General features: G+C 67.0%; 11 protein-coding genes. 8 read left to right on the top strand and 3 right to left on the bottom strand.

The genetic code is table 11. From position 1 onward, the window contains the following. Positions 1–5: 5 nt before the first annotated feature. From benB to A8G18_RS01405, 6 genes are all read left to right on the top strand, one after another. Entirely contained in the window at positions 6–509 is a 504-nt protein-coding gene (gene benB, locus A8G18_RS01430) for a benzoate 1,2-dioxygenase small subunit (protein WP_064062446.1), read from the top strand. Between the two features lie 31 nt (positions 510–540). Further along, positions 541–2,160 carry a benzoate 1,2-dioxygenase electron transfer component BenC gene (gene benC / locus A8G18_RS01425; RefSeq protein ID WP_064062445.1) on the top strand — a complete coding sequence of 540 codons (1,620 nt, stop codon included), beginning with the start codon at positions 541–543 and terminating at the stop codon, positions 2,158–2,160. Further along, the gene (benD, locus tag A8G18_RS01420) at positions 2,157–2,954 is read left to right on the top strand and encodes a benzoate diol dehydrogenase BenD (RefSeq protein ID WP_064062444.1); all 798 of its coding nucleotides are present in this window, start codon (positions 2,157–2,159) and stop codon (positions 2,952–2,954) included. The genes benC and benD overlap by 4 nt, the downstream gene beginning before the upstream one ends. 100 nt (positions 2,955–3,054) lie before the next feature. Continuing rightward, on the top strand, positions 3,055–4,398 hold the full coding sequence (locus tag A8G18_RS01415) for an MFS transporter (protein WP_064062443.1): 1,344 nt from the start codon (positions 3,055–3,057) through the stop codon (positions 4,396–4,398). Further along, entirely contained in the window at positions 4,395–7,124 is a 2,730-nt protein-coding gene (locus A8G18_RS01410; RefSeq protein WP_064062442.1) for a helix-turn-helix transcriptional regulator, read from the top strand. The genes A8G18_RS01415 and A8G18_RS01410 overlap by 4 nt, the downstream gene beginning before the upstream one ends. Positions 7,125–7,136: 12 nt before the next feature. After that, positions 7,137–8,378, top strand: coding sequence for a benzoate/H(+) symporter BenE family transporter (locus A8G18_RS01405; RefSeq protein WP_064062441.1), 1,242 nt, complete (start codon positions 7,137–7,139; stop codon positions 8,376–8,378). On the opposite strand, the gene A8G18_RS01400 is transcribed toward A8G18_RS01405, so the two are convergent. The 3 genes from A8G18_RS01400 to A8G18_RS01390 form a co-directional block, all read right to left on the bottom strand. Then, positions 8,368–10,767, bottom strand: coding sequence for an ATP-binding cassette domain-containing protein (locus A8G18_RS01400; RefSeq protein ID WP_064062440.1), 2,400 nt, complete (start codon positions 10,765–10,767; stop codon positions 8,368–8,370). The two genes, A8G18_RS01405 and A8G18_RS01400, sit on opposite strands and share 11 nt — an antisense overlap. A gap of 82 nt (positions 10,768–10,849) precedes the next feature. Then, positions 10,850–11,260, bottom strand: coding sequence for a VOC family protein (locus A8G18_RS01395; protein WP_026003156.1), 411 nt, complete (start codon positions 11,258–11,260; stop codon positions 10,850–10,852). A 5-nt stretch (positions 11,261–11,265) separates the two neighbouring features. Beyond that, the gene (locus tag A8G18_RS01390; protein ID WP_064062439.1) at positions 11,266–11,715 is read right to left on the bottom strand and encodes a helix-turn-helix transcriptional regulator; all 450 of its coding nucleotides are present in this window, start codon (positions 11,713–11,715) and stop codon (positions 11,266–11,268) included. Positions 11,716–11,873: 158 nt separating this feature from the next. Here A8G18_RS01390 and A8G18_RS01385 point away from each other — a divergent pair, with 158 nt between their 5' ends. Together A8G18_RS01385 and A8G18_RS01380 are read left to right on the top strand one after the other, a co-directional pair. Next, a complete protein-coding gene (locus tag A8G18_RS01385) occupies positions 11,874–12,881 on the top strand; it encodes an NAD(P)H-dependent glycerol-3-phosphate dehydrogenase (RefSeq protein WP_064062438.1) in 1,008 nt (335 codons plus the stop codon). Between the two features lie 109 nt (positions 12,882–12,990). Then, positions 12,991–13,665 carry a nitroreductase gene (locus A8G18_RS01380; protein ID WP_064062437.1) on the top strand — a complete coding sequence of 225 codons (675 nt, stop codon included), beginning with the start codon at positions 12,991–12,993 and terminating at the stop codon, positions 13,663–13,665. Positions 13,666–13,738: the final 73 nt, after the last annotated feature.

Genomic DNA, 13,738 nt, shown 5'->3' with positions numbered 1-13,738 from the left:
AGATCATGACTGCTGTACGCGAATTCACGCAGACCGACATCGAACAGTTCCTCTACCGCGAGGCCCGGCTGCTCGACGACCGCGAGTTCGAGAAGTGGCTCGAGTGCTACCACCCCGACGCCGAGTACTGGATGCCGGCCTGGGACGACGCCGGTGCTCTCACCGAGAACCCGCAGACCGAGATCTCGCTGATCTACTACCCGAATCGCGGTGGCCTCGAGGACCGGGTGTTCCGCATCCGCACCGACCGTTCGTCGGCGACCTCGTTGCCCGAACCCCGTACGGGACACAACATCACCAACGTCGAGATCCTCGAGCGTCGCGGCACCGAGATCGACCTGCGGCACAACTGGTTCTCGTTGTACTTCCGCTACAACACCACCGACACCTACTTCGGAACCACCTTCCTCACCCTCGACGTCTCGGGCGCACAGCCGGTGATCAAGAAGAAGAAGATCGTCCTCAAGAACGACTACATCCACCACATCGTCGACGTCTACGTCGTCTAGTCCGACCCCATCACGAAAGGAGGCACGTGCCATGGCGTACCAGGTGGCATTGAGCTTCGAGGACGGGGTCACCCGCTTCATCAAGGTCAACCCCAACGAGACCGTTGCCGACGCCTCGTACAAGGCCCGCATCAACATTCCGCTGGACTGCCGTGACGGCGCGTGCGGAACATGCAAGGCCTTCTGCGAATCGGGCAGCTACGACGGTGGCGACTACATCGAGGACGCTCTCACCGACGAAGAGGCCGAGCAGGGTTACTGCCTGCCGTGCCAGATGATGCCGGAATCCGACCTCGTGGTGCAGATCGCGAGCACCTCCGATGTCGCGAAGACCGCGGCTGCGTCGTACACCGCGACCATTACGGACCTGCGCCGTTTCTCCGAGAGCGTCGTCGGGTTCACCGTCGAGATCGACAACCGCGACGACCTGGTGTTCCTGCCCGGCCAGTACGTCAACATCGGCGTGCCCGGCAGCGACGACGGCACCGGTAGGCCCGCGACCCGCTCGTACTCGTTCAGCACCGGTCCGAACGAGAGTTCGCTCGCGTTCCTGGTGAAGATCACCGAGGGCGGTCTGATGTCCGAGTATCTGCGCGACCGCGCGCAGGTCGGCGACACCCTCGAGTTCACCGGCCCGTTCGGCAGTTTCTTCCTGCGCGAGCGCAAACGCCCGTCGCTGCTGCTCGCCGGCGGCACCGGCCTGGCGCCGCTGCTGTCGATCCTGTCGAAGATCGAGACCGACGGCTCCGACCACCCGGTACACCTGATCTACGGCGTCACCTTCGATCACGACCTCGTCGAACTCGACAAGCTCGAGGAGTACACGAAGAAGCTTCCGAACTTCACGTTCGACTACTGCGTGGCCGACGAGTCGTCGTCCGCTCCCAACAAGGGATACGTGACGGGCCTGTTCGAGCCGTCGCACCTCAACGACGGGGATGTCGACATCTACCTGTGCGGTCCGCCGCCGATGGTGGAGGCAGTGCGTAACCACCTGTCGGACAACGGCATCAATCCGACGAACTTCTACTTCGAGAAGTTCAACACGTCCGCGACCCCGGGCGGGGCGACCGCCCCGGTGGCGACGGACGCGGAGAAGGCCGCTGCCGAGAAGGCTGCCGCCGAGACCGGCCGTCCGGTGGTGCTCGAGAACCCCGAGCCCGGCAACTACGAGATCGGCGAGGAGCACCCTCCCGTCGCCGAATCGGACGAGCAGTTCGATGCCCGCATGGCTCTCGAACTCGGCGTCGTCGAACTGACGATCGGCCGGCTCACCCCCGAGCAGCTCGTCGAGTTCCGGATCCTCGCCGAGGCGTCCGGCGCTTCGGTCGAGGGTGAGCACTTCACCGACGCCGCAGCGTTCACCGACACCAACGCGGCCTTCCACGAGTTCCTCTTCCGCTGCTGCACCAACCCGGTCCTGCTCGAGGCCTACGACAAGCTCGAGGTGACCCGGCTGATGAAGCAGGTCCTGCGCGACGCGCAGTGGGTGGAGGAGCACATCGTCGACGAGCACATGAAGATCGTCGAGGCGTTCGAGAAGGGCGACAAGAACGCAGCGCGCGATCTGATCGTCGTCCATTCCCAGCACGCCAAGGAGACGATGCGCCGGGCGATCGCCAGCGGTGCCACGGCCGGTGCCTCCTCATGACCGACACGAAGATCTTTCCCGGCCGGTTCGACGGCCGGTGCCTGACGATCACGGGCGCCGCGCAGGGCATCGGCCTCGAGGTCGCGACGCGGATCGCCGCCGAGGGTGGTGAGGTCGTGCTCGTCGACCGCGCGGAACTCGTGCACGAGGTGGCCGAGCAACTCCGTGAGTCCGGCGGCAGGGCCCACTCGGTGACGGCGGATCTGGAGACCTTCGAAGGGGCCGAGGAAGCGATCTCGTACGCGATCCAGACCACCGGCCGCATCGACGTGCTCATCAACGTCGTCGGTGGAACGATCTGGGCGAAGCCGTACGAGCACTACGCGCCGGAGGAGATCGAGAAGGAGATCCGGCGTTCGCTGTTCCCCACCCTGTGGACGTGCCGCGCGGTCGCGCCGCACCTGATCGAGCGACATGCAGGGACGATCGTGAACGTCTCGTCGGTGGCGACCCGCGGCGTCAACCGCGTCCCGTATTCGGCGGCGAAGGGCGGAGTCAACGCGATCACCGCGTCGCTCGCTCTCGAGCTGGCACCCTACGGCGTTCGCGTGGTGGCGACCGCGCCCGGCGGCACCGTCGCGCCGGAACGACGGATCGCTCGCGGTCCGTCCCCGCAGTCGGCGCAGGAGAAGGGCTGGTACCAGCAGATCGTGGACCAGACCGTCGACTCCTCCCTGCTCAAGCGGTACGGCACGCTCGAGGAGCAGGCCGCCGCGATCTGTTTCCTGGCCTCCGAGGAGGCCTCCTACATCACCGGCACGGTTCTTCCCGTCGCCGGCGGCGATCTGGGCTGACCGCCCCTCGTTCGGCCTCACCGGAGACACCGATCCCTCCGGTGAGGCCACTTTTCTCCCCGAATCAGCTTGTGACTCCCCTTACAGACCGGAGTAACCCATGATCCATGCCACGCAGACCTGGGCCAGTCCACAACATCGGCGCAGCGTCATCTGGATCGTCGCGCTCGCGACCCTCGCGATCATCTTCGACGGCTACGACCTCGTCGTGTACGGCACCGTCCTCCCCACGCTGATGGCCGACCCCACTCAGCTCGGCGAGATCTCCGCCCAGCAGGGCGGTGCACTCGGCTCCTACGCCCTCATAGGCGTCATGGTCGGCGCACTGACGACGGGAGCCTTCGGCGACCGAGTCGGTCGGCGGAAGATGATGCTGATCAACATCGTCTGGTTCTCGATCGGCATGGGCGCCGCCGCCTTCGCCACGAGCATCCCGATGTTCGGTGCGCTCCGCTTCTTCACCGGCATCGGGGTCGGAGGCCTGGTCGCCACCGCCGGCGCCGTGGTCGCCGAGTTCGCTCCGCCCGGTAAGCGCAACCTCTTCAACGCCATCGTCTACAGCGGTGTCCCCGCCGGTGGTGTCCTGGCCTCGCTGCTCGCCATCCTGCTGCGCGACGCCATCGGCTGGCGCGGGCTGTTCCTCATCGGCGCGCTGCCCCTCGTCATCCTGCTTCCGCTGGCGCTGATCAAGCTTCCCGAGTCGCCCGCCTGGCTGCAGTCGCGGGGACGATCCGACGAGGCACAGCAGGTGTGCGCGAAGTTCGGTTTCCCATTGCCGTCCGCGGCACCTGTCGCTCCCACCGAGAAGATCGGGTTCGCAGCACTCGCCACCCGCAAGTACGCGCTCGGTACGGGCCTGCTCGGCATGATGAGCTTCGCCGGCCTGCTGCTCACCTACGGGCTCAACACGTGGCTGCCCAAGATCATGGCCGACGCCGGTTACAACGCCAACGGATCGCTCGCCTTCCTGCTCGTCCTCAACGGCGGCGCCATCCTCGGTGGCCTGCTCGCCTCGAAGATCGCCGACGGCCGGGGACCGCAGTCCGTCATCGTCACCACCTTCTTCCTCGCGGCCGTGGCCCTGGTGCTGCTGACCCTCGGCTTCCCGCTGCCGGTGCTGCTCACCGCCGTCGCGATCGCCGGTACGGGCACGATCGGCACCCAGGTGCTCATCTACGGTTTCGTGTCCAACTACTACGACACCCCGGCCCGCGCCGCCGGCGTGGCATGGTGCGCCGGTTTCGGCCGCCTCGGCGGCATCGTCGGCCCGGTCATCGGCGGACTGCTGATCGGTGCGGGCTTCGCGAACAACGTGAACTTCTACATCTTCGCGGGGATCGCGCTCGCCGGCGGTCTTGTCACCTGGTTCGTCCCCCGTCCCGCCGGCATCGTCTCGACGGTCCGCAGTTCCGACCGTTCCGCGCCGACTACCGTGGACGTGTGACGGGCAACACTGTGCTGATCGGCCGGAACTCCGAGTTGATGCAACTCGAACGCCTCCTCGACGAAGCCCGCGCGGGGGTCCCCTCGCTCGTCCTCGTCGAGGGGGCGTCCGGCGTCGGAAAATCTTCCCTCGTCTCGCATTTCGTCGCTCGCCACGACGACCTGGCCGTCCATGACGCATCCGGCGCGCCCTGGGAGGCCGGACATCCCTGGTCCGTGCTCGAACAGCTTCTCGGCGACACCGTCGTCGCGGGCGACCCGGTGGAAGCGGCCCGCACTCTCCTCGATCGGATCGACGATGTGACCGTGATCGTCGTGGACGACGCGCACTACGCGGACGTCGAGTCGTTGCAGTCGCTGTCCTCCTCGATACGGCGAGCGCACGGACGCCCCCTTCTCATGATCTGGATCGTGCCCGACGTGCTTCCCGACGATGTCGCCGAGGCGACCGCGCGCCTTCTCTCGAACAATCATCGCGTGGACACGATCCACGTCGGTCCGCTGACCCCACCGGATGTCGCGCAGCTCGCCCTACATCGCATCGGTGTCGATCTGTCCGCGTGGACGGCTCGTCGTCTGCAGGAGCACACTCTCGGAAATCCCCGCTCGGTCCTGCAACTCCTCGACGAGATCCCCCGCGACGAATGGTATCGGTGGCAGGCGCGCTTCCCGGCCCCTCGGCAACACTCCGGGAGGGTGGCCCGCATCCTCGCTCGATGTTCACCGGACACGCGTGCCCTCGTCGAATCGGTTGCCGTCCTGGACACTGCCGCCACGCGGGGATCCATCGAATCACTCACACTCGTCGCAGAACTCGCCGAGATCGGCGACACCACCGGACCACTCGACGAAGCGCACCGACTCGGTCTGCTCACGATGCGCGAACAACGAGGCGTGGTGTCGTTGTCGTTCCCCGACCCCATGACCCGTGCCGCCGTGGCCGACGAGATCGGTCCGGCACGCTGGCACAGTCTGCACGAGCGGGCCGCCTCGATCGTCGACGACGAAGGCGCCCGGCTGTTCCACCTCGTGTCCGCGACGCCCACCGGTAACGAGGAACTCGCCGCCCGCCTCGACTCCTATGCCCGGCGCTGCGCCGCCGACGGCGCCTGGTCCCAGGCAGCCGAAGCGCTGATCACTTCCAGCCGCATCACCCTCGACCGAGAATTGCGGACTCGCAGGATGATTCGCGGTGTCGACGCACTGACCGGCGCGGCGGATCTCCCTCAGGCCCAGACGTTCGTTCCCGAAATCGAGAGCGTGCCGAGCGGGCCGATGCGCAATGCCGTGCTGGGTTATCTCGCGATCCAGAAGGGGCGGGCCGCGGAAGCCCATCATCTGCTCACCGAAGCATGGTCGATGCTCGACGACCCGGAGTCCGACCCTGTACTCGCTGCGACGATCTCCCAGCGAATGGTGCTGCACTCGCTGGCACGACTGCGCGGCGACGACCTCGTCCTGTGGGCCGATCGCGCCTCGCACACCCTCCCCGAGACAACTCCTCCAGTGGTGGAGTCGCGAGCCATCCGGGGCCTCGGACTGGCGATGACCGGACGGGTCGACGAAGCGGTCGAATCGTATTCGGCTCTGTCCGACGCCATCCGGCTCGGGGCGCAGAGCCAGCGCATCCGCATGGCCGAGGGATGGCTCGCACTCGCGCTCGACCAGCCCGATCTCGCGCGCACGGAACTCGAAGCCGCAGAGCCGACCACCTTGCGCGGGGGGTCGCTGCGGATCTCCTTGTGGGCACAGGCGTGGCTCGCCCGAACGCAGTTCGCCCTGGGCGCATGGTCCGACGCTCTCCGCACCGTGGACCGTGCCGCGGCACAACTCGAGGCGACGCAACTCGATCTGCTCCGACCGCTCGTGCACTGGACCGGGGCCCAGGTCCACGCGTTGCGCGGGAATTGGGGTGCAGCAAGAGAGCACGCCCATCGGGCTCGCGCCGGAACCGGTGACTACTCGCTGATGCTCGTACCCGCCTGCCTGTGTCTGGCGCAGTGCGCCGAAGTGGTCTCCGACTACACGAGTGTCCTGCGCTACCTTCAGCCGATCGTCACCATGCGCGGCCGGGGTGCGATCGACGAACCCGGGCACTGGCCGTGGCCGGACTTGTACGGTAACGCCCTCGTGGTCACCGGACGGGTGGACGAGGCGGACGAATTCCTGCGTCCACACGAGGAACTCGCCGCCGAGCGCGAGCACCGGTCCGCCAGGGCACGGCTGGGCTATGTACGCGGCCGAATTCTCGGCGCACGTGGCGACATCGACGCTGCCCGTGACGCCTTCGAGAGCGCCCTCGACGAGATCGACACGCTGCCACTGCCCTACGACCGCGCGCGCATCAACTTCGCGTACGGCCAGACGATGCGCCGGGCGGGGCGCCGCCGCGACGCCGACGCGGTGATCCGCACCGCCCGTGAACTGTACTCGTCGCTCGGTGCCGTCTCGTACGTCGAACGCTGCGACCGGGAACTCAAGGCCGGCGGTCTTCGTACCGGTGACAATGAGGCAGACTCCCTGCGTTCGGATTTCACGACCCTCACCCCGCAGGAACGCGCTGTGGCCACACTCGTCGCGTCGGGCCGCACCAACAAGGAGGTCGCCGGTGAGCTGTTCCTGTCCGTCAAGACTGTGCAGTACCACCTGACCCGCGTGTATTCGAAATTCGGCATCCGCTCGCGCAGCGAGCTCGCCGCGAAGTTCCGACAACAGGATCGAGGTTGACCATTGACCGCCGTGGACGATCGCCCCACCGCCGAGACCGACCTGTACGAACGTCCCGTACGTCCCGTCGTCGGGCCGCGCGGCATACTCCGGGATCTCGGTCCGCGATACGCCGCGAACGGTCTGATCGGCCTCATCTTCTCGTGCACGGGCCCGGTCGCGGTGATTCTCGCGGCCGGCGCCGCCGGTGGGTTGAGCGCGCCGCAACTGGCGTCGTGGATCTTCGGGGTGTTCGTACTCAACGGCCTGCTCACGATCGTGATGAGCATCGCCTACCGGCAACCCCTGGGGTTCTTCTGGACGATCCCGGGCACGGTGCTCGTCGGCGGGTCGCTGACGCACCTGAGTTGGGCGGAGGTGGTCGGCGCGTTCTTCGTGACCGCTGCCCTCGTGACGGTGCTGGGGGCCTCGGGACTGGTCCGCCGGGTGATGGAGGCCCTGCCGATGCCGATCGTCATGGCGATGGTCGCGGGTGTGTTCCTGAAGTTCGGTATCGATCTGGTGGCGGCGCTCGGTTCCGACGTCGCGATCGCCGCCCCGATGGTGATCGTCTTTCTCCTGCTCAGTTCCGTTGCCGTTCTGGGTAAGTGGATGCCGCCGATCCTCGGCGCGCTCCTCGCCGGGGTGTGCGCGGTCGCGTTGTCGGGCCGGTTCTCACCGTCGGGGACCGACAGCGCGGTGTTCGCCGCACCGGTGTTCACCGCCCCGCAGTTCACGTGGTCGGCGATCCTCGAACTCGTCGTGCCGCTCGCCATCACCGTGCTGGTCGTGCAGAACGGGCAGGGCATCGCGGTGCTGCGTTCGGCCGGCCACAACCCGCCCGTCAACGTCTCGGCGATCGTGTGCGGGCTGTGGTCCTTCCCCGCCGCCTGCGTCGGTGCCGTGTCGACCTGCCTGACCGGGCCGACCAACGCGCTGCTCGTGTCGTCGGGCGAACGGTCCCGTCAGTACACCGCGGCGATCACGTGCGGGACGCTGGCGATCGTCTTCGGACTGTTCGCACCGTTGTTCGTCCGGTGGATGATCGCCGCGCCCGCCTCGTTCGTCGCGACCCTCGGCGGCCTGGCGATGCTCAAGGCGTTGCAGGGCGCCTTCGTGGCCGGATTCGCGAGCAAGCACACCATGGGTGCGCTCGTCGCGTTCGTGGTCACCGCCTCGAACATCACCGTCTGGAACATCGGCGCAGCCTTCTGGGGGCTCGTCGCGGGTGTGGCCGTGTCGTGGCTGATGGAGCGTCCGGACTTCAGCCGCTGACCCCGACCCCGACGTACTCGGCGAGGTGCTCGCCGGTGAGCGTCGACCGCTGCTCCACCAATTCGGCGGGGGTGCCCTCGAAGACGACGCGTCCACCGTCGTGGCCGGCGCCGGGACCGAGGTCGATGATCCGGTCGGCGTGGGCCATCACGGCCTGGTGATGTTCGATGACGATCACCGACTTCCCGGACTCGACGAGCCGGTCGAGCAGGCCGAGCAACTGTTCGACGTCGGCGAGGTGCAGGCCCGTGGTGGGTTCGTCGAGGACGTAGATCTCACCCTTCTCGGCCATGGCCGTGGCCAGTTTGAGCCGCTGCCGTTCACCTCCCGACAGGGTGGTCAGGGGCTGGCCCAGCCGCAGATAGCCGAGCCCGACATCGGACAGTCGCTGCAGGATCTTCGACGCTGCAGGTGTGCGCGCCTCGCCCTCGGCGAAGTACTCCTGCGCCTGCGCCACGGACATGCCGAGCACCTCGGCGATGTTCTGTCCCGCCAGGGTGTACTCGAGCACGGCGGCCTGGAAACGCTTGCCCTCGCAGTCCTCGCACACCGATTCGACGGTGGCCATCACTCCGAGGTCGGTGTAGACGACACCGGCACCGTTGCAGGTCGGGCAGGCGCCCTCGGAGTTGGAACTGAACAGGGCCGGCTTGACGCCGTTGGCCTTCGCGAACGCTTTGCGGACAGGTTCGAGCAGACCCGTGTAGGTCGCGGGATTGCTGCGACGCGAACCCTTGATGGGGCTCTGGTCGATCGTGACCACCCCGTGGCGGTCGGCCACCGAGCCGTGGATCAGCGAGCTCTTGCCCGACCCGGCCACGCCGGTCACCACGACGAGCACGCCGAGGGGGATGTCGACGTCGACGTTCTGCAGGTTGTGCGTGTCGGCGCCGCGGACCTCCAAGGCGCCGTTCGGGGTGCGCACCGTCGGTTTCAGCGACGCCCGGTCATCGAGGTGGCGACCGGTGAGGGTGTCGGCACGACGTAGTTCGTCGACGGTGCCCTCGAAGACCACCTGTCCGCCCTCGGTGCCGGCGCGGGGACCGAGATCGACGATGTGGTCGGCGATCGTGATGGCCTCGGGCTTGTGTTCGACGACGAGCACGGTGTTGCCCTTGTCGCGCAGCTGCAACAGCAGGTTGTTCATCCGCGCGATGTCGTGCGGATGCATGCCGATCGTCGGTTCGTCGAACACGTACGTGATATCGGTCAGCGACGATCCGAGATGGCGGATCATCTTGATGCGCTGCGATTCTCCACCGGAGAGCGTGCCGGTGGGGCGATCCAGCGACAGATATCCCAGCCCGATCTCCGCGAAGGAGCCGAGCAGATGCCGGAGGCTCTTCAGAAGCGGAGCGACCTGCGGAAGATCCAGTCCTCGAACCCATTCGGCGAGATCGCTGATCTGCATCGCGCACACGTCCGCGATGCTCCTGCCGTCGATCTTCGACGACCGGGCTTCGGGAGCGAGGCGCGTACCGTCGCAGTCCGGGCACGTGGAGAAGACGACCGCCTTCTCGACGAACGCGCGGATGTGCGGCTGCATCGCATCGAGATCCTTGGACAGGAACGACTTCTGGATCTTCGGTATCAACCCTTCGAAGGTGACGTTGATGCCTTCGACCTTGACCTTGGTGGGTTCCTTGTACAGCAGGTCGTGGAGTTGCCGCTCGGTGAACTTCGCGATCGGCTTGTCGGGGTCGAAGAAGCCGCACCCACGGTAGATCCGGCCGTACCAGCCGTCCATGCTGTAGCCGGGGATCTTCAGGGCGCCTTCGTCGAGAGAGAGACCGTCGTCGTAGAGCACGGTCAGGTCGAAATCGGATACCGACCCCTTACCCTCGCAGCGCGGGCACATGCCGCCGAGCCGGTTGAAGGTCACCTTCTCGGCCTGGGTCTTCCCCGCGCCCCGCTCCACCGTCACCGCGCCGCTCGCCCGCACCGACGGCACGTTGAACGAATAGGCGTTGGGCGGACCGATGTGCGGCTGCGCGACCCGGCTGAACAGGATGCGCAGCATCGCGTTGGCATCGGTGGCGGTGCCGACCGTCGAGCGCGGGTTCGATCCCATGCGCTCCTGTCCGACGATGATCGCCGCGGTGATGCCGTCGAGCACGTCGACGTCCGGGCGGGCCAGGGTCGGCATGAAACCCTGCACGAACGCGCTGTACGTCTCGTTGATCAACCGCTGGGATTCTGCGGCGATGGTGCTGAACACCAGCGAGCTCTTCCCCGAGCCGGACACACCGGTGAACACGGTGAGCCGCCGCTTCGGGATCTCCACGCTGATGTCGCGGAGATTGTTCACCCGTGCTCCGTGTACCCGGATCGCGTCGTGGGTGTCGGCGACGTGCTCTTCGTGTGCCGGTGCGTCCTTCGTCGAGGTCATGATCGAAGACTCCAGTGTTCGTATCGGTACGGACTCGGAAACGAATACAACGATCGGAGAGTAGGACCGATCGTCGGATCGGTCAGCGCAATTGCTGGATGCGGACCATGTTGCCCGCGGGATCGCGGAGAGCGCAGTCGCGGACGCCGTACGGCTGGTCGGTGGGTTCCTGGACGATCTCGGTGTCGCCGGCCTGCAACTGCTCGAACGCCGTGTCGAGATCCTTCGTGGCGAGGATGATCGACGCGAAGGTGCCCTTGGCCATCATCTCGGCGATGGTGGCGTTCTCCTCCTCCGTGATGCCGGGGTCGGCGTCCGGCGGGTACAGCACCAGGGACGTACCGGGAGTGTCGCTGCGTCCGAGCGTGATCCAGCGCTTCCCGGCGTAGCCGACGTCGTTGAGGACCTCGAAGCCGAGCAGATCGCGGTAGAACGCGAGGGACGCCTCGGGATCGGTGTGCGGAAGGAATGTCTGGTGAATGGTGATGTCCATGTCGATCACGGTAGGACCGGCGGACCCGTCCGCGCTTCTCGATTCCTGATCGGTCTGGTGACATTCCTGGCCACGCACGACGGGATCCCGTTCGTCTCCTCGGATGCCTGTGTGCGGTAGACGCTCGGAGGCACACCGACGAGTTCCGTGAACCGGGTGCTGAAGGTACCGAGCGACGAGCACCCCACCTCGAAACACACCTCGGTCACGGTGAGGTCGCCGCGTCGCAGCAGGGTCATGGCCCGCTCGATGCGCCGGGTCATGAGATACGAATAGGGCGACTCGCCGTATGCGCTGCGGAACCTGCGGCTGAGATGTCCGGCCGACATGTTCACGCCCCGCGCGAGCGCCTCCACATCGAGGGGCTGCGCGTACTCGCGATCGATGCGATCGCGGACGCGGCGCAGCAACGCGAGGTCGCGCAGACGCTGATCGGTGACGGGTCTACCGGGCACGCTCCGATCGTGCCACGTGGCGGCGTCACAATCCGTTCCTCGTGGGAGTCCACAGACGATTCACCCCGTGAGGACCACGGAAGCACAAACACGACCCGGCGAACCCGGAAAACTGACAACCTGTCCCTACCTGCTCATGTACGGACGAAAGGTCACCGATGGCTCGTGCGGTTCGCGTCGTCGTTCTCGGATCCGGGTCGTGGGGCACCACGCTCGCCTCCCTGTCCGCGCGGAACACTCCGACGACACTGTGGGCGCGGAACGACGACACGGCCCGTGAGATCGACACCGAGCACCGCAACCGCCGGTATTTCGGTGAACGCCCTCTGCCGCAGAGCCTGCGCGCAACCTCCGATCTGGCCGCGGCCGCGCGCGAAGCAGACGTCCTGGTCGTCGGTGTCCCGTCGCATGCGATGCGCAAGACGCTCGAACAGGTCACGGACGAGGTGCGAGCGTGGGTACCGGTCGTCTCCCTCGTCAAGGGTCTCGAGCCGGGCACGCGACTCCGGCCCACCGAGGTGATCACCGAATGCCTGCCGGGGCATCCCGTCGGGTTACTCGCCGGGCCGAACATCGCCGGGGAGATCGCCGACGGGATGGCCGCCGCGGCGGTGGTCGCGATGCAGGACGAGGCAGTGGGAGCCGCACTGCAACCCCTCTTCGCCACGTCGCTGTTCCGCGTCTACCGCAACACCGACGTGCTGGGCTGCGAACTGGGCGGAATCCTCAAGAACATCGTGGCGATCGCGGCCGGAATGGCCGAAGGGCTCAGCGTCGGCGACAACACCCGGGCGATGGTCCTCTCCCGCGGACTGGCGGAGATGACGCGGCTCGGGGAAGCCATGGGCGCGGACCCGCGTACGTTCGCCGGGCTCACGGGCATGGGAGATCTGATCGCGACGTGCACGAGCCCGTCGTCGAGGAACCGCAGGATCGGAGAGGCGCTGGCGCGCGGACTCGGCATCGACGAGGCCGTCGAGGCACTGGGGCAGGTCGCCGAGGGAGTGAAGACCGCGCCGACGGTCATGGAACTCGCACACGAGTACGGGGTGGAGATGCCCATCGCGGCCGAGGTCGCGGCGGTGGTGACGGGGAAGAGCACGCCGACCGACGCGTACCGGGGCTTGCGTCGCGTCGCTCCCGGCCATGAGGAGGACATCGTCTGACCCTTTGTTCGACGTTCCCGGGCAGGTGCCGGAAAGCCGAACGAAGAGCTGCCTCCCTCTCCCACAGGCTGAGCGAACGCTAATTGAAATGTTGTGCCATCGTGGTGCCATGACTTCTGCCGCCGACACGCTGTCGTCCCTCCTCGACACTCGTTTCAGCTGCCGCGCGTTCCTGGCCGAGCGGGTCCCGCGCGAGGACATCGAACGCATGCTGCTCATGGGGCAGCGCACGGCGTCCTGGTGCAATTCGCAACCGTGGCAGACCCACATCGTCAGCGGCGAGACCACCGACCGCCTGCGCGAGGCCGTCTACGCGCAGGCGACCTCCGGCAATCCGGATCCCGACATCCCGGGGCCCGCCGAATACCGTGGCGCGTACGCCGAACGTCGACGCGGTGCCGGCTATGCCCTGTACAACGCGCTCGGTATCGCCCGCGACGACTACCAGCGCCGCACCGAGCAGATGCTCGAGAACTACCGCTTCTTCGGCGCGCCGCACGTCGCGATCATCACCACCGACAAGGCCCTCGGCGTATACGGGGCGGTCGACTGCGGTGGGTACGTCTCGACGCTGCTGCTCGCCGCCGAATCGCTCGGCATCGCCGCCGTTCCGCAGGCTGCCGTCGCAATGACCTCCACCGCGCTGCGACGCGAACTGAACATCGACGACGACCGCGACATCGTCTGCGCCATCTCGTTCGGCTACGCCGACGAGGCGCATCCGGCCAATGCGTGTCGCACGGATCGCGCCACGCTCGACGAGACCATCGAGTGGCACGACTGATCCCGGTCGTTCCGGCCGCAGGTCGCGCCCGCGGCTGAAACCGTGGTCGTTGTCGATGTTTCGGTGAATTCTC

The sequence above is a fragment of the Rhodococcus gordoniae genome (genome assembly GCF_001646655.1).
GTDB classification, from domain to species: Bacteria; Actinomycetota; Actinomycetes; order Mycobacteriales; family Mycobacteriaceae; genus Rhodococcus; species Rhodococcus gordoniae.
The sequence above is the reverse complement of the archived record's forward strand: the minus strand, read 5'-3'. Positions and strand labels throughout refer to the sequence as shown.